Source organism: Janthinobacterium sp. P210006 (assembly GCF_036231885.1).
GTDB classification, from domain to species: domain Bacteria; phylum Pseudomonadota; class Gammaproteobacteria; order Burkholderiales; family Burkholderiaceae_D; genus Janthinobacterium; species Janthinobacterium violaceinigrum.
The window spans coordinates 234,655-257,999 of record NZ_JAZARD010000006.1 but is presented as its reverse complement, the minus strand read 5'-3'; the positions used below and the strand labels follow the sequence as shown (position 1 = coordinate 257,999).

23 protein-coding genes are annotated in these 23,345 nt (G+C 63.2%); 9 read left to right on the top strand and 14 right to left on the bottom strand.

Features of this window, described 5'->3' with window-relative positions; genetic code table 11:
* Nucleotides 1-187: 187 nt before the first annotated feature.
* From VPH41_RS26640 to yacG, 6 genes are all read left to right on the top strand, one after another.
* Nucleotides 188-1,660 carry a DHA2 family efflux MFS transporter permease subunit gene (locus VPH41_RS26640; RefSeq protein WP_328572052.1) on the top strand — a complete coding sequence of 491 codons (1,473 nt, stop codon included), beginning with the start codon at nt 188-190 and terminating at the stop codon, nt 1,658-1,660.
* A 73-nt stretch (nt 1,661-1,733) separates the two neighbouring features.
* A complete protein-coding gene (locus VPH41_RS26635) occupies nt 1,734-2,930 on the top strand; it encodes a type II secretion system F family protein (protein ID WP_328572051.1) in 1,197 nt (398 codons plus the stop codon).
* A 106-nt stretch (nt 2,931-3,036) separates the two neighbouring features.
* Complete coding sequence (locus VPH41_RS26630) at nt 3,037-3,906, top strand: prepilin peptidase (RefSeq protein WP_328572050.1); 870 nt, start codon at nt 3,037-3,039, stop codon at nt 3,904-3,906.
* Between the two features lie 32 nt (nt 3,907-3,938).
* On the top strand, nt 3,939-4,586 hold the full coding sequence (gene coaE / locus VPH41_RS26625; protein ID WP_152283771.1) for a dephospho-CoA kinase: 648 nt from the start codon (nt 3,939-3,941) through the stop codon (nt 4,584-4,586).
* A 62-nt stretch (nt 4,587-4,648) separates the two neighbouring features.
* Nucleotides 4,649-5,404 (top strand): cell division protein ZapD, encoded by a 756-nt coding sequence (gene zapD, locus VPH41_RS26620; RefSeq protein ID WP_092803486.1) that lies wholly within the window; start codon nt 4,649-4,651, stop codon nt 5,402-5,404.
* An 18-nt stretch (nt 5,405-5,422) separates the two neighbouring features.
* Nucleotides 5,423-5,614, top strand: coding sequence for a DNA gyrase inhibitor YacG (yacG, locus tag VPH41_RS26615; RefSeq protein ID WP_034748814.1), 192 nt, complete (start codon nt 5,423-5,425; stop codon nt 5,612-5,614).
* A 3-nt stretch (nt 5,615-5,617) separates the two neighbouring features.
* Here yacG and VPH41_RS26610 read toward each other — a convergent pair whose 3' ends face one another.
* From VPH41_RS26610 to argJ, 5 genes are all read right to left on the bottom strand, one after another.
* On the bottom strand, nt 5,618-6,034 hold the full coding sequence (locus tag VPH41_RS26610; protein WP_328572049.1) for a hypothetical protein: 417 nt from the start codon (nt 6,032-6,034) through the stop codon (nt 5,618-5,620).
* 6 nt (nt 6,035-6,040) lie between these two features.
* The gene (locus tag VPH41_RS26605) at nt 6,041-6,250 is read right to left on the bottom strand and encodes a FitA-like ribbon-helix-helix domain-containing protein (protein WP_152283773.1); all 210 of its coding nucleotides are present in this window, start codon (nt 6,248-6,250) and stop codon (nt 6,041-6,043) included.
* A gap of 119 nt (nt 6,251-6,369) precedes the next feature.
* The gene (locus tag VPH41_RS26600; protein ID WP_328572048.1) at nt 6,370-6,804 is read right to left on the bottom strand and encodes an NUDIX domain-containing protein; all 435 of its coding nucleotides are present in this window, start codon (nt 6,802-6,804) and stop codon (nt 6,370-6,372) included.
* The gene (locus VPH41_RS26595) at nt 6,801-7,667 is read right to left on the bottom strand and encodes an ATP-binding protein (RefSeq protein WP_328572047.1); all 867 of its coding nucleotides are present in this window, start codon (nt 7,665-7,667) and stop codon (nt 6,801-6,803) included. The genes VPH41_RS26600 and VPH41_RS26595 overlap by 4 nt, the downstream gene beginning before the upstream one ends.
* The gene (argJ, locus tag VPH41_RS26590) at nt 7,664-8,902 is read right to left on the bottom strand and encodes a bifunctional glutamate N-acetyltransferase/amino-acid acetyltransferase ArgJ (protein ID WP_034784989.1); all 1,239 of its coding nucleotides are present in this window, start codon (nt 8,900-8,902) and stop codon (nt 7,664-7,666) included. Before argJ ends, VPH41_RS26595 begins: the two co-directional genes overlap by 4 nt.
* A gap of 218 nt (nt 8,903-9,120) precedes the next feature.
* Here argJ and VPH41_RS26585 point away from each other — a divergent pair, with 218 nt between their 5' ends.
* On the top strand, nt 9,121-10,488 hold the full coding sequence (locus tag VPH41_RS26585) for an alpha/beta hydrolase (protein ID WP_328572046.1): 1,368 nt from the start codon (nt 9,121-9,123) through the stop codon (nt 10,486-10,488).
* A gap of 76 nt (nt 10,489-10,564) precedes the next feature.
* On the opposite strand, the gene secA is transcribed toward VPH41_RS26585, so the two are convergent.
* Complete coding sequence (gene secA / locus VPH41_RS26580) at nt 10,565-13,333, bottom strand: preprotein translocase subunit SecA (protein WP_152283777.1); 2,769 nt, start codon at nt 13,331-13,333, stop codon at nt 10,565-10,567.
* A gap of 384 nt (nt 13,334-13,717) precedes the next feature.
* Between secA and VPH41_RS26575 the strand changes: the two genes are divergently transcribed.
* Nucleotides 13,718-14,122 carry a DciA family protein gene (locus VPH41_RS26575; RefSeq protein WP_328572045.1) on the top strand — a complete coding sequence of 135 codons (405 nt, stop codon included), beginning with the start codon at nt 13,718-13,720 and terminating at the stop codon, nt 14,120-14,122.
* Between the two features lie 159 nt (nt 14,123-14,281).
* Here the strand turns inward: VPH41_RS26575 and lpxC are convergent, their stop codons facing one another.
* The 3 genes from lpxC to VPH41_RS26560 all read right to left on the bottom strand — a co-directional run bounded on the left by lpxC (nt 14,282) and on the right by VPH41_RS26560 (nt 17,081).
* Nucleotides 14,282-15,217 carry a UDP-3-O-acyl-N-acetylglucosamine deacetylase gene (lpxC, locus tag VPH41_RS26570; protein ID WP_152283779.1) on the bottom strand — a complete coding sequence of 312 codons (936 nt, stop codon included), beginning with the start codon at nt 15,215-15,217 and terminating at the stop codon, nt 14,282-14,284.
* Between the two features lie 75 nt (nt 15,218-15,292).
* Entirely contained in the window at nt 15,293-16,135 is an 843-nt protein-coding gene (locus tag VPH41_RS26565; protein ID WP_287775658.1) for a DMT family transporter, read from the bottom strand.
* A gap of 175 nt (nt 16,136-16,310) precedes the next feature.
* A complete protein-coding gene (locus VPH41_RS26560) occupies nt 16,311-17,081 on the bottom strand; it encodes a helix-turn-helix transcriptional regulator (RefSeq protein ID WP_287775580.1) in 771 nt (256 codons plus the stop codon).
* Nucleotides 17,082-17,185: 104 nt separating this feature from the next.
* Between VPH41_RS26560 and VPH41_RS26555 the strand changes: the two genes are divergently transcribed.
* Nucleotides 17,186-17,953, top strand: a complete 768-nt coding sequence (locus VPH41_RS26555) for a class I SAM-dependent methyltransferase (RefSeq protein WP_328572044.1) — start codon at nt 17,186-17,188, stop codon at nt 17,951-17,953.
* Nucleotides 17,954-18,074: 121 nt separating this feature from the next.
* On the opposite strand, the gene VPH41_RS26550 is transcribed toward VPH41_RS26555, so the two are convergent.
* The 5 genes from VPH41_RS26550 to VPH41_RS26530 form a co-directional block, all read right to left on the bottom strand.
* The gene (locus VPH41_RS26550; RefSeq protein WP_328572043.1) at nt 18,075-18,581 is read right to left on the bottom strand and encodes a peroxiredoxin; all 507 of its coding nucleotides are present in this window, start codon (nt 18,579-18,581) and stop codon (nt 18,075-18,077) included.
* A 333-nt stretch (nt 18,582-18,914) separates the two neighbouring features.
* Nucleotides 18,915-20,123: a cell division protein FtsZ gene (gene ftsZ / locus VPH41_RS26545; protein ID WP_152257673.1), complete on the bottom strand. Its 1,209-nt coding sequence runs from the start codon at nt 20,121-20,123 to the stop codon at nt 18,915-18,917.
* A 154-nt stretch (nt 20,124-20,277) separates the two neighbouring features.
* Entirely contained in the window at nt 20,278-21,510 is a 1,233-nt protein-coding gene (gene ftsA / locus VPH41_RS26540; RefSeq protein ID WP_010394955.1) for a cell division protein FtsA, read from the bottom strand.
* Nucleotides 21,511-21,555: 45 nt separating this feature from the next.
* Nucleotides 21,556-22,374 (bottom strand): cell division protein FtsQ/DivIB, encoded by an 819-nt coding sequence (locus VPH41_RS26535; protein WP_152257674.1) that lies wholly within the window; start codon nt 22,372-22,374, stop codon nt 21,556-21,558.
* Between the two features lies 1 nt (nt 22,375).
* On the bottom strand, nt 22,376-23,344 hold the full coding sequence (locus tag VPH41_RS26530) for a D-alanine--D-alanine ligase (RefSeq protein ID WP_328572042.1): 969 nt from the start codon (nt 23,342-23,344) through the stop codon (nt 22,376-22,378).
* Nucleotide 23,345 lies beyond the last annotated feature (1 nt).

Sequence of the window (23,345 nt, the reverse complement as noted above, 5' to 3'; positions counted from 1 at the left end):
GAAGAGGCCTGAACTGCCAGAAAATCCATGCTAGCCGTGTCCGCAATCTATTGCCATAGAACAAATGTTCCATGGACAACGCCCGCGGCACGCTGCCAACATGGCTGGCGCGGGCGGCACGCGCACGCCATTTATGTGACAATTCGTCGTACTGTCGGCTCCGTTTCTCCTCCTCAGGCTCGCATCCATGACCAGTTCCCCCATTAAAAGCTACCTTCCCTGGGTGGTTGCCACCGCCCTGTTCATGGAGCAACTCGACTCCACCATCGTCAACACCGCCATTCCCGCCATGGCCGCCAGCCTCAACGTGACGCCGCTGAGCCTCAAGGCCGTCGTCACCAGCTACATCCTCAGCCTGGCCGTGTGCATTCCCATCAGCGGCTGGATGGCCGACCGCTTCGGCACGCGGCGCGTGTTTTCCGCCGCCGTTGCCATCTTTACCATCGCCTCCATCCTGTGCGGCCTGTCCGTGAATGCGCCCATGCTGGTGGCCGCGCGCCTGCTGCAAGGCATGGGTGCTGCCATGATGATGCCGGTGGGGAGGCTGACCATCATCCGCACGTTTCCCAAGTCGCAATTGCTGGCGGCCATGAATTTCGTCATCATCCCCGCCCTGATCGGCCCCCTGCTGGGCCCCACGGTGGGCGGACTGATCGTGCACTGGCTGTCATGGCGCGAGATTTTCTTCGTCAACGTGCCCGTCGGCCTGGCGGCGCTGTACCTGGCGCATCGCTACATGCCCGATTACTACGGCGACAAGCCCCGTCCGCTGGATTTGATCGGCCTGGTGCTGTTCGGCACGGGCATCGCGCTGCTGTCGTGGCTGCTGGAAATCTTTGGCGAACACAAGATCGACGCCACCTCGGCCGCCGTGCTGCTGTTCATCTCCATCAGCCTGCTGGCCGCGTATGCCTGGCATTCGAGCGAAGTGCTGCACCCGCTGCTGCGCCTGACCCTGTTCAAGATCCGCACCTTCCGCGTCTCCGTGGTGGGCGGCTTCGTCACGCGCCTGGGCGTGGGCGGCCTGCCGTTCCTGCTGCCGCTGCTGTACCAGCTGGGCCTGGGCTTGCCCGCCTGGCAGTCGGGCTTGCTGATGATGCCGTCGGCGGCCGCCGCCATGGGCATGAAATTCATTTCCGCGCGCGTGCTGGCCCGCTTCGGCTACCGCCAGGTGCTGATCGTCAACACCGTGCTGATCGGCGTCACCATCGCCATGTTTTCGCAGGTGAGCGCGGGCACGCCCCTGTACGTGATCGTCGCCATCAGCCTGTGCATGGGATTTTTCAATTCGCTGCAGTTTTCCAGCATGAACACCATCGCGTATGCCGATGTCGACAAGACCGACTCCAGCATGGCCAGCACCATCGCCAGTTCGATGCAGCAGCTGTCGATGAGCTTTGGCCTGGCCTTCGGTTCGCTGATCACGGGCTGGTACCTGGGCGACATGCCGCAATCGGACCGCGCCATGCTCAGCACCGCCCTGCACCACGCCTTCCTCACCCTGGCCGCCCTGACGGTGCTGTCCTCGCTGACTTTCTGGACCTTGCGCCGCGACGATGGCGAGAGCATCAGCAAGGGCACGGATAGCGAAGAAGAGGACGCGGCCGACATCAAGGCCCAGGCCGTTGTCCAGACGGAAGTGCAAACGACCAAGGGCTGAGCCAGATCAAGCTTGCCGCCAGCGCCGCTGGTGCTTTTGCCGCACGCTGCTACCGTGACGGCAGGAGGTGCACATGGCGGCCGAGCGGCGGTTTGCATGGAAGGGCACGGACCGCCATGGCAAGGCAGTCGACGGGGTTCTGCGCGCCGCCGATGCCGCCACTGCGGGCACGGCCTTGCGGCGCCAGGGCATCCTGGCCACCCGGGTGCAGGCCGCGCGCGCCGCGCCAGGCAAGGCCATCACGCGCAAGGATATCGCGCTGTTCACGCGCCAGATGTCGACCATGATGGCGGCCGGCGTGCCGCTGCTGCACGCCTTCGACATCGCCGGCAAGGGGCACGCCAAGCCCGCCGTCACGGAACTGATGCGGGACTTGCGCCACGCTATCGAAGCGGGCAGCAGCCTGCAGCAGGCGTTCCGCCAGTTCCCCCTGCTGTTCGACGAGCTGTATTGCAACCTGCTGGCGGCAGGCGAACAGGCCGGCATCGTGCAGGACTTGCTGGCGCGCCTGGCCACCCACCAGGAAAAGGCCATCGCCCTGCGGCGGCAGGTGCGCGGCGCACTGATGTATCCGCTGGTGATCGTACTCGTGGCCATCGTTGTCACGGCCATCATCATGAGCGTGGTCGTGCCCGCTTTCCGCCAGGTATATGACAGCTTCGGCGCACCCTTGCCCCTGCCCACCCTGGTCGTCATGGGCGTGTCCGCCTTTTTCGTGCATTACTGGTCGGCCTTGCTGGCGGCGCTGGTGCTGGCCGGCGTGCTGCTGCGCCTGGCCTGGCGCCGCTGGCCCGCCTTGCGGCGAACCGCGCAGCTGCAGGCATTGCGTCTGCCCCTGTTCGGTCCCCTCCTGCGCAAGGCGGCGATTGCCCGCTGGGCGCGCACCCTGGCCGCCATGTTCGCCGCCGGCGTGCCGCTGCTCGACTCGCTCAGCCTGGTGGGCGCCGCCGCCGGCCACCCGCTGTACCAGGAGGCGACGACGCGCATCGAACGGGAAATCCGCGCCGGCGGCAGCCTGGCCCTGGCCATGGAACACAGCGCCGTGTTTCCCCCGCTGCTGACGCAACTGGCCCTGATCGGCGAGGAATCGGGCGCCCTCGACGCCATGCTGTCGCGCGCGGCCGACATCATCGAAGGCGAGGTCGAAGCCACCGTCGCCATCCTTGCCTCGCTGCTGGAACCGGCGCTGATGGTGGTGCTGGGCGTACTGGTCGGCTCCCTCGTGATCGCCCTGTATTTGCCGATTTTCAAGCTGGGGGCCGTGATTTGACGGCCGGCCCTGCGCAAAACATCCCCATGCGCTGGCAGATGTTTTACACTGCGGCAGTGCCAGGCAATGTTTGCGCGGCAGCAATCTTCACCTCAGACAACTCACCATGCTGCAAGATACCCTGCTGTTCGCCGCGCCCGGCAACCTGCCCGTCGCCCTTGTTGCCGCCCTGATCGGCCTGATCGTCGGCAGCTTCCTGAACGTGGTGATCCACCGCGTGCCGAAAATGATGCAGCGCGAATCCGACAATTACGTGGCGGAAGAAAGCGGCTTGCCCTTGCCGCACACGGACCGCTACAACCTGATGCTGCCGCACTCGAACTGCACCGCGTGCGGCCACCGCATCACGGCCATGGAAAACATTCCCGTCATCAGCTACCTGCTGCTGCGCGGCAAGTGCAGCGCCTGCCGGGCGCCCATCTCCGTGCGCTATCCACTGGTGGAATTGCTGACGGGTACGCTGTCGGCCGTGCTGGTCTGGCACTTCGGCAGCGGCTGGACGGGCCTGGCCACGCTCGTGTTTGCCTGGCTGCTGATCGCCATGACCTTCATCGATGCCGATACGCAAATGCTGCCCGACGACCTGACCTTCCCCCTGCTGTGGGCGGGCTTGCTGGTCAACATCAACGGCACTTTCGTGCCCCTGCAGGACGCCGTCATCGGCGCAGCCGCCGGCTACCTGGCCCTGTGGAGCGTGTACTGGGCCTTCAAGCTGGCGACAGGCAAGGAGGGAATGGGCTATGGTGACTTCAAATTGCTGGCGGCGCTAGGCGCCTGGCTGGGCTGGACCATGTTGCCGACGATCATATTATTGTCGTCGCTGGTCGGCGCCGTGGTGGGTATCGGCCTGATCGTCTTCGCCAGGCGGGGTCGCGACAAACCGATTCCGTTCGGCCCCTACCTGGCGGCGGCGGGCCTCATCGCCCTGCTGTACCGCGCGCCCCTGTCGCAGCTCACCCTGGGCCTGGCCGGCTGACCGGCGCAAGCTGCGCCCCTATGGATAAACACATGCAAACACAAAACGTTCCCTACTTCAGCGTGGGACTCACCGGCGGCATCGGTTGCGGCAAGAGCACGGTAGCCGACCTGTTCGCCGCCCGCGGCGCCTCCATCGTCGATACCGACCAGATCGCACACAGCCTGACGGCGCCGGACGGTGCCGCCATGCCGGCCCTGGTGGCGGAGTTCGGCCCGGACTACGCCGATGCGCACGGCGCACTCGACCGCGCCAAGATGCGCAAGCTCGTGTTTTCCGACGCCGCCGCCAAGGCCAGGCTGGAAGCCATCCTGCATCCGCGCATCCGCCAGGCCACCCTGGCGGCGGCCGCCGAAGCGACGGGCAGCTATGTGATCTTTGCCGTGCCCCTGCTCGTCGAGTCCGGCGGCTGGGTGGAGCGGGTCAACCGCGTGCTGGTCATCGACTGCCTGGAAAGCCTGCAAGTGTCGCGCGTGATGGCGCGCAATGGCTTATCGGAAGAACAAGTCAAAGCCATCATGGCCACGCAAGCCACGCGCGCCATGCGCCTGGCGGCGGCGGACGATGTGATCGACAACAATGGCGATTTGGCCGCCCTGGAGCCGCAGATTGCCCAGTTGCACGATTTATATCTGGCATTTTCAAAAAGAATGGCCGGAATCGGGTCGCAACGTTTGTAATTTGTCGACGCTTGGTTCAAAATCACGGGATTGTTTGCAGGTCCTTACTTAAGGGAATTATTTTGATTGTCTACGAATACCCTTTCAACGAACGCATACGTACCTTGTTGCGGCTGGAAGACCTGTACGACAAATTCAAGTTCTTCATCCAGCAAGAGCACGCAATGCAACACCATGTCGCGTTGGCAACTATTTTCGACATGCTCGAAGTGGCCGGCCGCGCCGACCTGAAGTCCGACCTGCTGCAGGAACTCGAGCGCCAGCGCCAAAGCCTGCTGGGCTACCGCAGCAATCCCAATGTGGAACCGGAAACCCTGGACGCCATCCTCGGTGAACTCGACAGTGTCAGCGGCGCCCTGGTGGCGGCGCAGGGCAAGACGGGGCAGAATATCCGCGACAATGAATGGCTGATGAGCATCCGCGGCCGCACCATCATCCCGGGCGGCGCCTGCGAATTCGACTTGCCGTCGTATTTTGCCTGGCAAAAACGCAGTTCGGAACAGCGCCTGGCCGATATCCACGCCTGGTTTGCTCCCCTGGCTCCCCTGTTCGATGCGCTGGCCCTCGTCTTGCGCCTGCTGCGCGATTCGGGCGGACCCGTTAAACTGATCGCCAATGGCGGCAGCTACCAGCAAATGCTGCAAGGCAAGGTGTACCAGATGTTGCGCCTGAGCCTGGACGAAAGCAGCGGCGCCATCCCGGAAATTTCCGCCAACAAGTATATGCTGTGGGTACGCTTCACCACCCAGGGCGGCGACTTGAAGCCCAAGCCGCTGGAAGAAGATGTCCCGTTCGAGCTGACGCTCTGTAATTTTTAACTGTTACTTATTTGCCCCATCATGACCGTAGTCAACTGCCCCACCTGTGCCGCCAAAGTCGAATGGACTGAAGCCAACAAATTCCGCCCCTTCTGCTCGGAACGCTGCAAGCAGATCGACCTGGGTGCCTGGGCCGAGGAAAAATACACGATACCGGCCGCCGACCCGTTCGAAGATCCCCTCGCGGACGAAGACAACAAGCCGCAATAATTCTCAGCGAAACGGATTTTCCAGGCGCAGCCCTTGTGCCACGAAACTGTCGAGCCTGCCACTGACCACCGTCAAGCCATAGGCGATCCCCATCGCCGCGATCTGCCCATCGACGCCATGCGCATGGCCCCGCTCACACAGGCGGGCGCAGACCAGCGCGCAATCGAGGTCGAATTCCAGCAACCGCGGCGCATAGTCTGCCAGCACGGCTTCCAGCCAGCCTTCCAGCGCGAGTGCCTCCAGCGCCGCTTCGCGCCGCCAGCAGCACTGTATGCCCGCGCGCAATTGCGCAATCACTTGCACGGGCACATAGCGCATGTCCGGCGGCACCCGCTCGAAAAAGGCGGCCACGCCCGCCGGCGCCGCGCCACCCTTGCGCGCAGCAACAATCACATCCGTATCGACCAGGCAGGCGGGCATGGCGCGTCAGCAGCGGCGCTCGAAATCCGTGTCGAGCCCCACGTCGGGCATGCCGCGCAAAATATCGTCGAGCGGGCGCTTCGGCAGCGGCCGCAGGGCGTTGCGCAGGATGTCGCGGTGTTCGTCTTCGAGGCTGCGCCCATGCGCGCGCGCACGCTTGTGCAAGGCGGCAATCAGCAATTCATCGGTATCGGTAAAGGTCAGGGTCAGGGCCATGCGCAACTCCCCAGTGCTTGATTACAGCACTGTAGCGCAAAGCGCGCGCGATACAAGGAGAGTCCGCGGCAAGCTTGCGCCAGCGCGCGGCACCGGGCCGCGCACTGGCGCCAGGATGGTCAGGCGACGGCCAGGGAGTCCCGGCGCACCTCATCCAGCCATTCCAGCAGGGGAATGGTAGCGGGCAATAATGGTTCCACGCCGACCGTGCCCTGCCAGGCGAACGCCTGCCCTTCCAGGCTTTGCGGCTCGCCCCGCCACTCGCGGCTGATGTAGAAATGCAGGCGCACATGGGCGTGCGGATACACATATTCGACGCCGCACCAGGCTTCGGCACTGTCGATATACAGCCCCAGTTCCTCGACAAACTCGCGTTTCAAGGCATCCAAAATGGCCTCGCCCGGCTCGACTTTGCCACCAGGAAATTCCCAATAACCGTCGTACGGCTTGCCGGCCGGGCGTTGGCCCAGCAGCACGTCGCCATTCGGCTTCATCAGGATGCCCACAGCCACATCGACAGGCTGGATTTTTTCCTTCAAGGTCACTTCGCTCATTGCGGCAGCTTTCCCGCGTAGTCGCGCGCAAATTGCCAGGCCACCCGGCCCGAACGCGAACCGCGCTGCAGGGCCCAGCGCAGGGCGTCGCCGCGCGCCTGCGCGATCTGCTCCGGCGTGCAGCCGAACGAGGCCAGCCAATGGGCGGCGATATCGAGGTAATCGTCCTGCTTGAAAGGGTAGAACGACAGCCACAGGCCGAAGCGCTCGGACAGCGAGATTTTCTCTTCCACCGTTTCGCCCGGATGCAGGTCGCCGTCGTCGTCCGTCTTGTAGCTGCTGTTGTCGGACATGCGTTCCGGCATCAGGTGACGGCGGTTCGAGGTGGCATAGATCAGCACATTGTCCGATTGCGCGGCGATGCTGCCGTCGAGCGCCACTTTCAGCGCCTTGTAGCCGCTCTCGCCCTCTTCGAACGACAGGTCGTCGCAAAAGATGATGAAGCGCTCGGGGCGCGCCGCCACCAGGTCGACGATGTCGGGCAAGTCGGCCAGGTCGGCTTTATCCACTTCGATCAGGCGCAGGCCTTGGTCGGCGAACTGGTTCAGGCATGCCTTGATCAGCGAGGACTTGCCCGTGCCCCGTGCGCCCGTCAACAGCACGTTGTTGGCGGGACGTCCGCTGACGAACTGGCGCGTGTTCTGCTCGATCTGCCCCTTTTGCGTGCCGATGTTGTGCAAGTCGTCGAGGGCGATGGACGACACATGGGCCACCGCCTGCAGATGGCTGGCGGCGCCCTGGCGCCGGCGCCAGCGGAAGGCAAAGCTGTTCCAGTCCGTCGCCGGCAAGGCCGGCGGCAAGATCGACTCGAGGCGCGCCAGTACCCGTTCGGCGCGGATCAGGAATTGATCGAGGCCGGTCATGAGCGGTAGTCGGCGTTGATCGACACGTAGTCATGCGACAGGTCGCACGTCCACAAAGTAGCCGTGGCATCGCCGCGCGCCAGTTTCACGCGGATGGTGATTTCGCTTTGCTGCATCACGCGCTGGCCATCCTGCTCCTGGTAGTCGGGGTTGCGGCCGCCATTCTTGGCCACCCACACGTCGTCCAGGTACAGGTTCAGCTGGCCCACGTCCAGGTCGTCCACGCCCGCGTAGCCGATGGCGGCCAGGATGCGGCCCAGGTTCGGATCGGAGGCGAAGAACGCCGTCTTGACCAGCGGCGAATGGGCGATGGAATAGGCGATCTTGCGGCACTCTTCCACGTTGCGGCCGTCTTCCACGGTCACGGTCATGAACTTGGTGGCGCCTTCGCCGTCGCGCACGATGGCTTGCGCGAGAAAAGTAGACAGTTCGGTGACGGCGGCGGCCAGTTCCGCATAATGCGGCGAGTCGATGGAATCGATGACCAGGCTGCCGGCGCCCGTGGCCACCAGCATGAACGAGTCATTGGTGGAGGTGTCGCCATCGATGGTGATGCAGTTGAACGACTTGTCGGCCGCCTGTTTCACCAACTGGTCCAGCACCGGTTGCGCCACGGTGGCGTCGAACGCGAGGAAGCCCAGCATGGTGGCCATGTTCGGCTTGATCATGCCGGCGCCCTTGCTGATGCCCGTCAGGGTCACCGCATGGCCACCGATGGTGACGGTGCGCGAGCCCGCTTTCGGCTGCGTGTCCGTGGTCATGATGGCTTCGGCGGCCGAGAACCAGTTGTCCGATGTCAGCGCGGCCACCGCTTGCGGCAAGCCGGCGACCAGGCGCTGCACGGGCAAGGGTTCGAGGATCACGCCCGTGGAAAACGGCAAGATCTGCTGCGGCGTGCAGCCCAGCAGCTCGGCCAGCGCGGCGCAGCTGGCCTGCGCGTCGGCCAGGCCCGATTCGCCCGTGCCCGCGTTCGCATTGCCCGTATTGACCAGCAGCGCGCGGATCGGCGCGGCGCCGGCCGTCACGGCGGCCAGGTTGGCTTTCGAGATTTGCACGGGCGCGGCGCAGAAGCGGTTCAAGGTGAACACGCCGGCCACGGTGGCCGTCGGCGCCAGTTTCAATACCAGCAAATCCTTGCGGTTGGGTTTCTTGATGCCGGCTTCGGCAACACCGATTTCAATGCCGGCGACGGCTTTCAAGTCGGCGGCGACGGGCTTGGGAGAATTGACGGCCATATGAGTTCTTCTGCGAGGGAAAATGGAAGCGCTATTGTAGCGCCTTCGCGCCACCGCTGAACATGCGGCAACTGAATAGTCGCGCCGGCCCGGGCAAGCCCGATACGGAAGACAGCATGGCCAGGCTTGCGATTTATCAGAACGGCGCCGCCTGGCGGCGCTAAGGTGTAGGAACAGACGATCACGCGTCTCGCACAAGCGCCCGGGGAGGGAGTGTCATGGCGCATGGCAAATCCTGTCGACTGCATGGTATCGCGCGGGGACGCAGCTGCCTGCTGTCCCTGCTGTCCCTGCTGTACCTGCTTTGCCTGCCGGTCTGGCTGACGGCATGCACGGTGCCGGGCGGCCCGGCCGACAATGGCCCCCTTCCCGTCCCCGCCGAGGGGCAAACGCCGCCGGCCAACGATGCTGCGCCGCCCGCAGCGCAAGTTCCGCCGCCCGCTCCTGCGCCGCCGGGCAAGCCGGTACGGCCGCCGCAAACCGGTCCCTGGACCAGTTCATGGTCTGGCCTGGGCGGATTGTTCGGCAACCTCGGCAAGCGGGGCGGCGGAGCCGCCATAGGCAAGGCCACCGCGGCCGTCAAGGCAGGGGGCGTCGCCGGCGCCACGCAAGTCGCCGTGTACTACGCCACCGACAGGAAATACCAGCCGGACAGCAACAACTATGGCTGGCAGCCGAACCGCGCGGCGCCTTACCTGAGCTACGGCAGCGTTCTGGTGAGCATTCCGGAAAAAAGAGCGCCGGGCGAGATGCCGCTGCCGCCCTGGTACGCCCTCCTGTCCGGCGACGATGCGCAAAAGTATGTGCTGATCCAGGGCGCCACGCGCCAGTCGCGCGCGGATTTTCTCGCCACCGTCAAGGCGCGCATTCAGGCCGCCCCGGAACGGCGGGCCGCCTTCATCTATATCCACGGCTACAGCAATTCCTTCGACGACGCCGCCCGGCGCACGGCGCAGATGGCGGTCGACCTCGACATCGGCGCCCTGCCCGTGTTCTACAGCTGGCCATCGAAAGGCACGTTTGCCGGCTATGAGTTCGACGAGAATTCCGCCGAATGGACGCAGGCGCACCTGGAGGCTTTCCTGGCAGACTTCGCAGAGCACTCCTCGGCCACCGATATCTACATCATCGCCCACAGCATGGGCAACCGCCCGATGACCGTCGCCCTGGCCAACCTGCTGGAAAAACGTCCCGACCTGCTGCCCCTGTTCAAGCAGGTGGTGCTGGCGGCGCCGGACATCAATGCCGACGTTTTCCGCGACCAGATCGCCCCGCGCTTTGCCAGCCTCAAGCTCTCCGCCACCCTCTACGCATCCGCGAACGACAAGGCCATCCGCGCCTCTTACAGCTTTGCCGACTGGGACAGGATAGGCGACATCCGCGGCCCCGTCGTCGGCATTCCCGGCATGGAACTCGTCGACGCCTCGGCCGTCATCATGAACTTCATGGGCCATGACTACTTCGCCAGCAACCGCGTCCTGCTGACCGATATCGCCACCCTGATCAAGACGGGACAGCGGGCCAGGAACCGCGGCGGCCTGAAAGGCATTCCAGCGCAGGCCCCGCAGTACTGGGCTTTCCCCTGAACGGCCGGCCCCGCGCGGCCGGCAAAAAAAAAACGGAGACCGCAGTCTCCGTTTTTCTCGTGCCGATCAAGCCGGCTTACGCCAGCTTGCCGTGGCAAGCCTTGTATTTCTTGCCGCTGCCGCAAGGGCATGGGTCGTTACGGCCCACTTTGACGCCCATGCTCACGCTCATGTCGTCGACGTTGTCCATGTTGCCGCCGGCCGTAGGCGCCAGCAGTTCTTCCGGCGCCGCGTTCGGGTCGAATTCGGCGTGCTGGTAGTGCACGTTTTCCACGTGCGACTGCTGCATCGCCTGTTCGGCCGCATCGACTTCTTCGCGCGACTGGATACGCACCGTCATCACGTGCTTCGTGACGTCGTTCTTGATCATGTCGAGCATCTGGCCAAACAGTTCAAACGCTTCGCGCTTGTATTCCTGTTTCGGGTTCTTCTGCGCATAGCCGCGCAGGTGGATACCCTGGCGCAGGTGGTCGAGCGCCGCCAGATGTTCGCGCCAGTGGCTGTCGACGCTTTGCAGCATGACGTTGCGTTCGAAGCCGCCAAACGATTCCTTGCCGACGATATCGATCTTCGACTGGTACACGGCATCGGCCGCGGCCAGCACTTTTTCCAGGATCTCTTCGTCCGTCAGGGTCGAATCGGCTTCCAGCATCTGCTGCAGCGGCAAGTCGAGCTGCCATTCGCTGGCCAGGGTGTTTTCCAGGCCCTTGATATCCCACTGCTCTTCCACCGATTCATGCGGCACGTACTCGTGCACCAGGTCGGTAAACACGCCATGGCGCAGCGAGCCGATCATTTCGGAAATATCGGTCGTTTCCAGCAGCTCGTTACGCTGCTGGTAGATCACCTTGCGCTGGTCGTTGGCGACGTCATCGTATTCCAGCAATTGCTTGCGGATGTCGAAGTTGCGCGCTTCGACCTTGCGCTGGGCCGATTCGATCGACCGCGAGACGATGCCCGCTTCGATCGGCTCGCCTTCCGGCATTTTCAGGCGGTCCATCACGGCGCGCACGCGGTCGCCGGCGAAGATGCGCAGCAGCGCGTCGTCGAGCGACAGGTAGAAGCGCGACGAGCCGGGATCGCCCTGGCGGCCGGCACGGCCGCGCAGCTGATTGTCGACGCGGCGCGATTCGTGGCGTTCGGTGCCGATGATGTGCAAGCCGCCCGCATTGACCACATGGTCGTGCAGGGATTGCCATTCATCGCGCAAGGTCTGCGACTGGGCGGCCTTGTCGGCGTCGCTCAGTTCAGGATTGGCTTCGATGAACTTGATCTGGTTTTCGACGTTACCGCCCAACACGATGTCCGTACCGCGACCGGCCATGTTGGTGGCGATGGTGATGGCTTTCGGACGGCCTGCCTGGGCGATGATTTCCGCTTCGCGCGCATGCTGCTTCGCGTTCAGCACGTTGTGCGGCAAACCGGCCTTGGTCAGGATGCCCGACAGCAGTTCCGAGTTCTCGATCGAGGTCGTGCCCACCAGCACGGGCTGGCCGCGCTCGTAGCAGTCGCGGATGTCGTTCAGCATCGCGTTGTATTTTTCCGCCGACGACTTGTAGACCTGGTCCTGGCGGTCCTTGCGCTGCAACGGACGGTTTTGCGGAATCACGACCGTTTCCAGGCCATAGATCTCCTGGAATTCGTACGCTTCCGTATCGGCCGTACCCGTCATGCCGGCCAGCTTGGCGTACATGCGGAAGTAGTTCTGGAAGGTGATCGAGGCCAGGGTCTGGTTCTCGTTCTGGATCTTGACGCCTTCTTTCGCTTCGACGGCCTGGTGCAAGCCATCGGACCAGCGGCGACCCGTCATCAGACGGCCCGTGAATTCATCGACGATCACCACTTCATTGTTCTGCACCACATAGTGCTGATCCTTGAAGTACAGCGCATGCGCGCGCAAGGCCGCATACAGGTGGTGCACGAGGGTGATGTTGGCCGAATCGTACAGCGAGGCGCCTTCCGGCAGCAGGCCCATCTCCATCAGGATGCCTTCGGCCTTTTCGTGGCCCGCTTCCGTCAGCAGCACCTGGTGCGCTTTTTCATCCTTGGTGTAGTCGCCCGGCACGTCAACCTTGCCCTTGCCGTCCGGCGTTTCTTCGCCGATCTGCAACGTCAGGCGCGCAGGCACTGCATTGATCTTGTGATACAGGTCCGTATGGTTCTCGGCCTGGCCCGAAATGATCAGCGGCGTACGCGCTTCATCGATCAGGATCGAGTCGACTTCATCGACGATGCCGAAGTTCAGGCTGCGCTGCACGCGCTCGCGCGCTTCGTAGACCATGTTGTCGCGCAGGAAGTCGAAACCGAATTCGTTATTCGTGCCATACGTGATGTCGGAGTTGTACGCCTGCTGCTTGGCGCTGTGTTCCATCTGCGACATGTTCACGCCGGTCGACAAACCCAGCCATGCATACAGGCGGCCCATGGTCTCGGCATCGCGCTGCGCCAGGTAATCATTGACGGTGACGATATGCACGCCCTTGCCCGACAAGGCATTCAGGTAGGCGGGCAAAGTTGCCATCAGGGTCTTGCCCTCGCCCGTGCCCATCTCCGCGATCTTGCCAAAATGCAAGACCATGCCACCGATCATCTGCACATCGAAGTGGCGCATGCGCAGGACGCGCTTGCTGGCCTCGCGACAGACGGCAAAGGCTTCCGGCAACAAGGCATCGAGCGATTCGCCGGCGGCGATGCGTTCCTTGAAGGCAGGCGTCTTCGCTTGCAGCTCGGCATCCGACAGCTTTTCGATGGCCGGCTCGAGCGCATTGATCTCGCGTACCGTTTTTTGGTATTGCTTGAGCAGCCGCTGGTTGCGGCTACCGAAAATCTGGGTCAGTAATGACATGCTTGAATTCTTGAAAAAACGCCGTTAAAAAAAGCTCGGTAGGTGACGACGAGGTAACAATCGCGTGACCGCACGGAGTTCGACTATGGCAAAAGACGATGATTTTATCATGCGTTCCCGACATGGTTGGGGTAATGCGCCATATAACAATAGCTTAATGACAAACAAATGGCAGAAAATGCGGACATTTTCCATACTGTAAGGCAATACGCTGCCCGCGCCCGCGCCGCACCCGCCGCCGCACTCGTCATGCGCGGGCGAGTGTGCTATGTTTCGGCCATGCGAACTCCCACTTATTCTCCGGCGCCGCGCCGCGGCTACGGCTTTGCCCGTTCAGGCCCGGCCGTCACGGGCGCAACCGACTTTCTTCGCGGAAACGCGACGATGGCATCCTTGATGCCCACCGTCACGCGCCTGGCCGCCCTGCAAAAGGATTGCGCCAAGGCCTTGCCGGCCATGTTCGAACATTGCGACATCCTGCAATTCGAAAGCGGCCAGCTGGTGCTGGCCACGCCGAATGCGGCGCTGGCGGCCAAGCTCAAGCAGCAATTGCCGAAACTGCAAGGGGAACTGGAAAGGAAAGGCTGGCAGATTTCAGGCATCAAGCTGAAAGTGCAAGTGATCAAGAGCATCGCGCCCATCGTGCATACGCGGGCGCTGGTCTTGCCGGAAAAAGCCATGACGGCCCTGGAAGAGCTGAGCACGGCCCTGCCCCCATCGAAGCAGAACGAGCAGTTGATCGCGGCGCTGCGCAGTTTAGTGCGCCACCACCGCGAACCAAAAGATTAAGACTGTCCGACGACATGTTGACACCTCAGAAAACCGTAGCGAGCGGAAGGAAGAGGTGACTAAGAAGCGCAACCGTACGAAGTACGGGGGCGCCGAGCCGGTGAGCATCGCAGGCCGCCTATACCGACGCGCCGTAGGTTTAATGAGGTGTCGCTCAGATCAGGTCAGCGACCACTCGCGTTCCATCTGCCGCAGGTAGGACTGCGGCGCCGCCTCGTTGGTGGCAAACGAGACGATTTCATACGCATCCGGCTGCTCCAGCAGCGCCAGCAGCAGCTGGTTGTTCAGCGCATGGCCCGACTTGTGCGCCGTGTAATACGCGAGCAAGGGGTGGCCCACCAGATACAGGTCGCCGATGGCATCGAGGATCTTGTGGCGAACGAACTCGTCTTCATAGCGCAAGCCGTCCGCGTTGAGGATGCGGTACTCGTCCATGACGATGGCGTTTTCCAGCGAACCGCCACGCGCCAGGCCCATGCCGCGCAAGCTTTCCACGTCCTGCATGAAGCCGAACGTGCGCGCGCGCGCCACGTCGTGCACATACGACACGTCGCCGAAGTCGACGGAGGCGCGCTGCATCGTGCCATCGACGGCCGGATGATTGAATTCGATGAAGAAGTCGAGCTTGAAACCGTCGTACGGCGACAGGCGCGCCCATTTCTCCGCGTCGCCCTTGCCGTGACGCACTTCCACGGGCTTGATGACCTTGATGAACTTCTTCGGCGCTTCCTGCTCTTCCACTCCCGCCTGCTGCAGCAGGTAGACGAAGGACGAGGCGGACCCGTCCATGATGGGAATTTCTTCCGCATTCACGTCGATGTACATATTGTCCACGCCCAGGCCGGCTGCCGCCGACATCAGGTGTTCCACCGTGGAGACGCGGGCGCCGTCCTTGATCAGCACGGAAGCCATGCGCGTATCGCCCACGGCCATGGCGCTGGCGGGAAACTCGACAATGGGGTCGAGGTCGATGCGGCGAAACACGATGCCCGTGTCGATCGCGGCAGGACGCAAGGTCAGCTCCACCTTGGTGCCAGAGTGCAAACCGACACCGATGGTGCGGACCAGTTGTTTGATAGTGCGTTGTTTTAACATCTGTCGATTATATCCAGTTGCGCGATTTTCGTTGCGACGCGGCATGGTCCACGCCATAAAAACCACAATGGGCCGTCAGGGATGTTCGCTTTCCGCATGCACGGCTTCGCGGCGCACCAGGTAAATGCCGCTGCCGATGATGATGGCCGCGCCGATCAGGGTGTAGTGGTCGGGCAAGGCGCGCCACAGCAGCCAGTCCAGGGCCATGCCCCAGGCCAGCGCAGAGTATTCGAACGGCGCCACGCTGGACGCCTTGCCATGGCGAAACGCCTCCGTGATGGCCAATTGCCCCAGGAAGCCGCTGACGGACAGGCCCGCCAGCAGCCACCAGTCTTCGCGGCGGATGCTCACCCATTCGTGCGCCGACAGGGCCACGCCGCCGATGGCCATCATCACCATCAGCCAGAAGACCATGCTTTCGCTGGCGTCCGTGCGACTGAGGATGCGGCCCGTGACGGCGGAAATGGCGTAGCAGGCGGCCGAACCCAGCACGGCCAGCCCGGCCAGCGAAAAGAATCCCGAACCGTCGGGACGCAGCGCCACCAGCACGCCCAGGAGACCCACGGCAATGGCGCACCAGCGCGCCACGTCGACGCGTTCCTTCAGGATAAACACCGACAGGACCGTGATCAGCAAGGGGGCGACGAAAAACAGCGAATACGCCTCGGCCAGCGACATGCGCTTCAAGCCATAGGCGAACAGGGTGATCATCATCACGCCCAGCGCGCCGCGCAGCAGGTGCAGCGGCCAGCGCACCCGCATCACGTTCTTGAAGGCGCCCCGGTACAGCAGGTACAGGCACACCAGCGGCAACGACGACAAGGCGCGCAAGGCCGTCACCTGCATGGCGGGATAATGGGCGGACAGCAGCTTCATGGCCGTGTCCATCAGGGAAAACATGGCGACCGCGACCAGCATCACATAGATGCTGCGCAGGTTGGGATTGCGGGGTATCAGGACAGACTCCTGGCAAAAGAGCGGGACCGTCATCATGGCGACGGCCGGAGCCAGGACAGCATGGCCGGGAAAGACAGGGCCAGGCGGTCAGCCCGATTATAGCAAGCGCCGCCGTTTTACATTTTCAAAGGGGCAACTATACGGGCAGCAGCATCACCAGTTTCAAGTCGTGCTGGCGCGCCAGGTGCAGGGTTACCTGGTTGAACGCCAGCAAGCCTTGCTGCGGATGCTGGAAACGGCGCAAGCCCCCGTCGCGGCCCTGCACCTGCTGCGCATCCCACCATAGACGAAATGGCGCGCTGGCCCCGGCCAGCTCCGCGATCAGGCCGGCCAGCGGCATCTGGTCCGCGTGGCGCCCGATATCGGCGCGGAACTCCGCCACCAGCCGCTGCGCCCGCTCGGGCCAGCCGACGACCAGTTCGCGCGCGCCCGGTTCCAGGAACATGAAGCGCAGCTGGTTCGGCGCGGCCGCTTCCGCATGCAGCCAGCCCGCGAACAGGGCGGCGGCGGCGCCATTCCACGCCACCGCATTCCATGCGCGGTCCAGGATATACGCGGGCGCGTCGATGGCGGCGACGATGGCGGCCAGTTCGGCCGCTGCAGGTCCCCCGCCCTCGCCCGTGCCATGGCTGGGGTCATGCTTGTCGGCCACTTCGAACAGATAGGCGCGCTCGGCCGCGCTCAGCTGCAGCACCTGGGCCAGGCGCGCCAGCATCTTGGCCGATGCGGACACGGGCCGCCCCTGCTCCAGCCACGTCAGCCAGGTGGGGCTGACATCGCACAGTTGTGCCAGCTCTTCGCGCCGCAAACCGGGCGTGCGCCGGCGCCCGCCGCCGGGCAGGCCGGCCATGGCGGGAGTGACAGCTTCGCGCCGGGCGCGGATGAATTCGGCGAGTTTGCTCGACATGACGGGGATGCATGGTAGTAGATATACCAGTATAAGTTATGGTCTTGTTACAGGATAATTTTATCCTTATTCTGCAGGAACTCACCCATCCACAGGAGAAAACCATGCAGCAGCACGATGTTGTCACCGAACAGTTTGGCAAGACGGCCAATGCCTACCTGAGCAGCGCGGTCCACGCGCAGGGCGTCGACCTGGTGCTGATGCAGGAATGCGCGCGCCGCCATGGCAAGCCGGCGGTACTGGACCTGGGCTGCGGCGCCGGCCACGCCAGCTTTGCCGTGGCCCCCGTGGCGCGCTCCGTCGTCGCCTACGACCTGGCCCAGCCGATGCTCGACGTGGTGGACCACGCCAGGGCGCAGCGGGGCTTGCACAACATCAGCACGCAGCAGGGCAACGTGGCCCGCCTGCCGTTTGCCGACGCCAGCTTCGACATGGTCGTCACGCGCTTTTCCGCGCACCACTGGAACGACGTGGCGGCCGCGCTGGCAGAGGCCTGGCGCGTGCTGCGTCCGAACGGCACCCTGCTGGTGGTCGACATCGTGGCGCCGAAAACGGCCCTGTACGACAGCACCTTGCAGGCGGTAGAAATGCTGCGCGACGCATCCCACGTGCGCGACTACCGCACGTGCGAATGGGGCGCCAAGTTCGACAACGCGGGCTTTACGCACAGCTTGCGCAGCGTGTGGAAGCTGCCCATGCAATTCGACGAATGGGTGGCGCGCATGCGCACCCCGGACGAACGGGTGGCGGCCATCCGCAACCTGTTCGACGGCGCGCCCGACGAAGCCCGGCGCTATTTCGCGCTGCAGGACGATTACTCGTTCAGCATCGACGCGGCCATGTTCGAGGCGACAAAACCGCAGGTGCAATAAAAATGGGGTCGGACCCTTTGGGTCCGACCCCAGATTTTGATTTGGGTTGGTAGCAAGCTTTAGCTGGGCATTAACCCTACATCCATTGCTGGGGTCAGACCTAAGGGGCTGACCCCGACCATCAAGCCAACTGGCCCAGCAGCGTTTCCGCCTTCGACACTTCAAACTTGCCGCCCTGCTCGATGTTCAATTGCGTCACGACGCCATTGTCGACCAGCATCGAGTAGCGCTGCGAGCGCGTGCCCATGCCGAACTTGCTGAAGTCGGCGTCCAGGCCCAGGGCCTTGCTGTAGGCGGCGTTGCCGTCAGCCATCATGCGCACCACGCCGGTGGCTTTCTGATCGCGGCCCCAGGCGCCCATCACGAACGCGTCGTTGACGGAGATGCACCAGATTTCATCGACGCCAGCAGCTTTCAGGTCGGCAGCGTGCTTGACGTAGCCTGGCACATGCTGTGCGGAGCAGGTCGGGGTGTAGGCGCCTGGCAGGCCGAAGATGGCGATCTTCTTGCCCTTGACCAGGTCTTGCACGTTGAACGTGTTCGGGCCCAGTGCGCAGCCTTCGGTTTCGCTTTCGATGAATTCAGCCAGGGTGCCTTCTGGCAGGGTGTCGCCGATCTTGATGGTCATGTTGACTCCTTGTGTACTGTCGGTTGAAGACGCTGCCCGCCGCATGGAGCGGACAGCGCCCGTGATCTGGTTCTGCCGGCATGATGCCGACACTGCGCGATAGTATGCCTGACTTGCCGCATTTGTGCAGAAAATGGCCGGAAAGGCAAAGGCCGACATCAAGAAAATGGATAAAAAAACGGCGGCCCTCAGGCCGCCGTCATTGTTGCTGACATCAGATCACCTCCAGAAACCTAATCACATGAAAAATGCTCAGGGCAAGGCGCATGGCCGAAGACAGTACGACTGTACGGCAAGGCTATGCAACGCCGCCATGGGCTTTTTTCACTGTGATTAGTCGGCTTGCTTACGCAGGAAGGCTGGAATGTCATACGTCTCCATGCCATTCTTCTCCATCGCGCGCACCTGCTCCGATGCCGACTCGCGGCGCCATACCGCCGGCGCCTTCATGCCGTCGAAACCGGCGGCCGGCGTGGCCACGCCCACGGTGGTCGTCGCCGCCTGCGCGCCGCCCATCGCTGCCGATGGGGTCAGCGGGCTGTTGTGCGTACCGGTGCGCAGCACTTGCTGCGGGACCAGCTGGATGTTTTTCTTCGCACGGCCCAGGCCCGTGGCCACCACGGTGACGCGGATATCGTCGCCCATGGCGTCGTCGTAGGCGATGCCTTGCGCGATCGACGCGTCCGGTGCGGCAAATGCGCGCACGGCAGCCATGACTTCCTTGATCTCCTTGCCTTTCAGGCCGCGGCTGGCCGTGACGTTGACCAGCACGCCGCGCGCGCCGGACAGGTCGATGCCATCGAGCAGCGGCGAAGCGACAGCCTGTTCGGCCGCGATGCGCGCGCGGTCGACGCCGGACGCCGTCGCCGTGCCCATCATGGCCTTGCCCTGCTCGCCCATGATGGTTTTCACGTCGTTGAAGTCGACGTTGATATGGCCAGGCACGTTGATGATCTCGGCAATGCCGGCCACCGCGTTGTTGAGCACATCATCGGCATGCTGCATCCATTCCAGCATGCTTTCGTCTTCGTAGATCTCTTCCAATTTTTCATTGAGGATGATGATCAGCGAATCGACGTGCAGGGACAGCTGCTCCAGGCCTTCGTCGGCGATGTCCATGCACTTCTGGCCTTCGTACGAGAATGGCTTGGAAACCACGGCCACCGTCAGCGCGCCCAGTTCCTTGGCCACTTCGGCCACGATAGGAGCGGCGCCCGTACCCGTGCCGCCGCCCATGCCGGCAGCGATGAAGACCATGTGCGCGCCGCGCAGCGAATCGGCGATGCGCGTGCGCGATTCTTCGGCCAGCTGGCGGCCGACGGCAGGCTTCATGCCGGCGCCCAGACCCGTATCGCCGATCTGGATGATGTTATGGGCCTTCGATGTCGACAGGGCTTGTGCGTCGGTGTTGGCGGCAATGAACTCCACACCCGACATGCCTTTGTTGATCATGTGTTGGACTGCATTGCCACCCGCACCGCCGACGCCGACGACCTTGATGACGGTACCTAAAGCTGTGTTATCGACCATATCGAACTCCATGATGTGCTCCTATCAGATGCGGTTTCCAAGCGCCAGGCCTCATATTGGTAGGAGAACTGGAGATTGAAAACTGCGGTTAAATATAAAATAAAGTTATGTGTGTGTACCTGCGATGCTGCCAAAAAACCTGTACTGCCGGGCGTAAATCAGGCCCTTAAAAATTCCCTAAAAACCATTCCTTCATGCGCTGCCAGACTGCCTTCACCGAGCCGTCCTGACGCGTCACGATGTGGCCGCGCAGGTATTGCTTCTTCGCTTCCAGCAGCAGGCCCAATACCGTGGCATAGCGCGGACTGCGCACCACGTCGGCCAGCTGGCCCCGATACTCGGGCGTGCCCAGGCGCGCCGGTTTCAGGAAAATGTCTTCCGCCATTTCCACCATGCCGGGCATGATGGAAGTGCCGCCCGTGAGCACGATGCCCGACGACAGCACGCCTTCGTAACCGGATTCGCGCACCACCTGGTGCACCATGGCGAACAGCTCCTCGACGCGCGGCTCGATCACTGCCGCCAGCGCCTGGCGCGACAGGTTGCGCGGGCCGCGGTCGCCCAGGCCCGGCACTTCCAGCGATTCGCCGGGATCGGCCAGGACCTGCTTGGCCACGCCATAGCGGATCTTGATTTCTTCCGCTTCCGCGGTCGGGGTACGCAAGGCCATGGCGATGTCGTTGGTGATCTGGTCGCCGGCGATGGGAATGACTGCCGTATGGCGGATCGCGCCATCGGAGAATACCGCCACATCGGTCGTGCCGCCGCCGATGTCGATCAGCACCACGCCCAGTTCCTTTTCATCGGGCGTGAGCACCGCATCGGCGGACGCCATCGGCTGCAGGATCAGGTCCGACACTTCCAGGCCGCAGCGGCGCACGCACTTGACGATGTTCTGCACTGCCGACACGGCGCCGGTGACGATATGCACCTTTACCTCCAGGCGGATGCCGCTCATGCCGATCGGCTCGCGCACGTCTTCCTGGCTGTCGACGATGAACTCCTGCGGCACCGTGTGCAGCAATTGCTGATCGGTCGGAATGTTAACCGCTTTTGCCGTCTCGATGACGCGCGCCACGTCGGTCGCCGTCACTTCCTTGTCCTTGATGGCCACCATGCCGCTGGAATTGAAGCTGCGGATATGGCTGCCCGCAATGCCCGCGTAGACATTGCGGATCTTGCAGTCGGCCATCAGCTCGGCCTCTTCCAGCGCGCGCTGGATGGACTCCACCGTGGCCTCGATATTGACCACCACGCCTTTTTTCAGGCCCTTCGATTCGTGCTGGCCCAGCCCGATCACTTCGTGGCGCCCGTCGGACATCACTTCGGCTACCACCGCCACCACTTTCGAGGTGCCGATGTCGAGGCCGACGATCAGGTTTTTCGCGTCTTTTGTCATTTCTGTCGCCTAGTTTTTTGGGCTATTGTTAAATTGAGTATTAAGTTAAGTCGGTTTTTTAATCGGACTGCCATTTTTCTTCCTGATCGCTGCCGCTGGCCGTCCATCCTTGCCTTCGGCCGGTATCACCAGGCCTGCGGAGCTGAGCGCCAGGCCATTCTGGTAGCGCATATCGATCGTGTCGATATTCTCCAGCCGGCTCGCCAGTTGCGGATAAATACCCACCAGCCGGTCGACCCGCGCCTTCAGGGTCGTATGATTCTGCTCGCGTCCCAGCGCCACGCTCATGCCGTTGTTCAGTTTCACGGTCCACGCATAGCGGCTCGACAGCGACAGCGATTCGGGCACCATTTTCAGGGGCGCGAACCACTTTTCCAGCTGCACATACGTGGCCAGTACTTCCTTCTCGCTGCCGTCGGGGCCAGCGAAGGCGGGCAATTCATGGTCATCCTCGGCTTCGGCCACATTCGCAGTGAACACATCGCCCTTGACCGACAGCAGGCGTCCATCCTCGCCCCACGTGCCCAGCGCCTCGTGTTCTTCCAGCGCCACGATCAACTGGTTCGGCCACTCGCGCCGCACGCTGGCGCGGCGCACCCAGGGCACGGACTCGAACACGCCGCGCACGCTTTCCAGATTGGTCGTGAAGAAATTGCCCTTGATGCGGCCCAGGGTGCCGCTGCGCAGGGTCAGGTAATTCACGTGGCGCAGGCCCTTGTCGTCTGCGCTTTCCACCTTGATCGTGCGCAGGTCGAACATGGGACGCTGCGACACCCACCAGACGCCGGCGGCCACGCACACGACCAGAACCGCGGCCAGCAAGCCGTTGGCAGTCGTATTGAGGCTTTTAGCGTCATGCCACATATCAGCGTTTTCCCTTGTGCATTTTCAAGCTTGCACCGGCGACGATTTCCAGGCACAGGTCTTCATAGCTGGTGCCTTCCGCGCGCGCCGCCATCGGCACGAGCGAATGGCCCGTCATGCCGGGCGAGGTATTCACCTCCAGCAAAAACAGCTTGCTGTCGGCCGCGCGCATCAGCACGTCGACCCGTCCCCAGCCTTCGCAGCCCAGGGCGCGGTAGGCAGCAAGGGCGATGCGTTCCATCTCCGCGATGATCGCGCCATCGAGCTGCGGCGGGCAGAAATACTGCGTGTCGTCCGTGAAGTACTTGTTCTGGTAATCGTAATTGCCTTGCGGCGCGACGATTTCGATCGGCGGCAGCGCGCGCGCCGTGGCGCCCTTGCCCAGGATCGCGACGGTGAATTCGCGGCCCTTGATGAATTCCTCGGCCAGCACCGAATCATCGAGGCCGGCGGCGATGTCGTACGCAGCCTGGAAGGCCGACGCTTCATTGACCGTCGTGATGCCGATGCTCGAGCCTTCATGCGGCGGCTTGACGATCAGCGGCAAGCCCAGTTCCGCGGCGACCTTGGCCAGGTCGGAGCTGTCGTCCAGCACCGCGTACTTGGGCGTCGGCAGCTGGTGCATCAGCCAGATCATCTTGGTGTAGACCTTGTCCATGCCCACCGAGCAGGCCATCACGCCGCTGCCCGTGTACGGGATGCCCAGCTGCTCCAGCGCGCCCTGCAGGCTGCCGTCTTCGCCGAAGCGGCCGTGCAGCGCGATGAAGACGCGGTCAAATTTCTCGGCAGCCAGTTCGGCCAGGCTGCGTTCGCCCGTATCGAAGCCATGCGCATCCACGCCATGGCTTTTCAATGCGGCCAGCACGCCGGCGCCGGACATCAGCGACACTTCGCGCTCGGCCGAGCGGCCGCCGAACAGGACGCCGACCTTGCCCAATTGTTTAACGTCGATAGCTGAAGCTTGGTTCACG

Excerpts from the sequence above, each read along its gene's own strand:
- VPH41_RS26550 (WP_328572043.1), bottom strand. The coding sequence starts at position 18,581 with ATGACCATCAAGATCGGCGACACCCTGCCAGAAGGCACCCTGGCTGAA.
- argJ (WP_034784989.1), bottom strand. The coding sequence starts at position 8,902 with ATGGCCGTCAATTCTCCCAAGCCCGTCGCCGCCGACTTGAAAGCCGTC.
- VPH41_RS26535 (WP_152257674.1), bottom strand. The coding sequence starts at position 22,374 with ATGTGGCATGACGCTAAAAGCCTCAATACGACTGCCAACGGCTTGCTG.
- VPH41_RS26595 (WP_328572047.1), bottom strand. The coding sequence starts at position 7,667 with ATGACCGGCCTCGATCAATTCCTGATCCGCGCCGAACGGGTACTGGCG.
- VPH41_RS26555 (WP_328572044.1), top strand. The coding sequence starts at position 17,186 with ATGCAGCAGCACGATGTTGTCACCGAACAGTTTGGCAAGACGGCCAAT.
- coaE (WP_152283771.1), top strand. The coding sequence starts at position 3,939 with ATGCAAACACAAAACGTTCCCTACTTCAGCGTGGGACTCACCGGCGGC.
- VPH41_RS26600 (WP_328572048.1), bottom strand. The coding sequence starts at position 6,804 with ATGAGCGAAGTGACCTTGAAGGAAAAAATCCAGCCTGTCGATGTGGCT.
- VPH41_RS26605 (WP_152283773.1), bottom strand. The coding sequence starts at position 6,250 with ATGGCCCTGACCCTGACCTTTACCGATACCGATGAATTGCTGATTGCC.
- ftsZ (WP_152257673.1), bottom strand. The coding sequence starts at position 20,123 with ATGGAGTTCGATATGGTCGATAACACAGCTTTAGGTACCGTCATCAAG.
- VPH41_RS26575 (WP_328572045.1), top strand. The coding sequence starts at position 13,718 with ATGGCATCCTTGATGCCCACCGTCACGCGCCTGGCCGCCCTGCAAAAG.
- VPH41_RS26585 (WP_328572046.1), top strand. The coding sequence starts at position 9,121 with ATGGCGCATGGCAAATCCTGTCGACTGCATGGTATCGCGCGGGGACGC.
- secA (WP_152283777.1), bottom strand. The coding sequence starts at position 13,333 with ATGTCATTACTGACCCAGATTTTCGGTAGCCGCAACCAGCGGCTGCTC.
- VPH41_RS26635 (WP_328572051.1), top strand. The coding sequence starts at position 1,734 with ATGGCGGCCGAGCGGCGGTTTGCATGGAAGGGCACGGACCGCCATGGC.
- VPH41_RS26560 (WP_287775580.1), bottom strand. The coding sequence starts at position 17,081 with ATGTCGAGCAAACTCGCCGAATTCATCCGCGCCCGGCGCGAAGCTGTC.
- VPH41_RS26610 (WP_328572049.1), bottom strand. The coding sequence starts at position 6,034 with ATGCCCGCCTGCCTGGTCGATACGGATGTGATTGTTGCTGCGCGCAAG.
- VPH41_RS26640 (WP_328572052.1), top strand. The coding sequence starts at position 188 with ATGACCAGTTCCCCCATTAAAAGCTACCTTCCCTGGGTGGTTGCCACC.
- ftsA (WP_010394955.1), bottom strand. The coding sequence starts at position 21,510 with ATGACAAAAGACGCGAAAAACCTGATCGTCGGCCTCGACATCGGCACC.
- VPH41_RS26565 (WP_287775658.1), bottom strand. The coding sequence starts at position 16,135 with ATGCTGGTCGCGGTCGCCATGTTTTCCCTGATGGACACGGCCATGAAG.
- lpxC (WP_152283779.1), bottom strand. The coding sequence starts at position 15,217 with ATGTTAAAACAACGCACTATCAAACAACTGGTCCGCACCATCGGTGTC.
- VPH41_RS26630 (WP_328572050.1), top strand. The coding sequence starts at position 3,037 with ATGCTGCAAGATACCCTGCTGTTCGCCGCGCCCGGCAACCTGCCCGTC.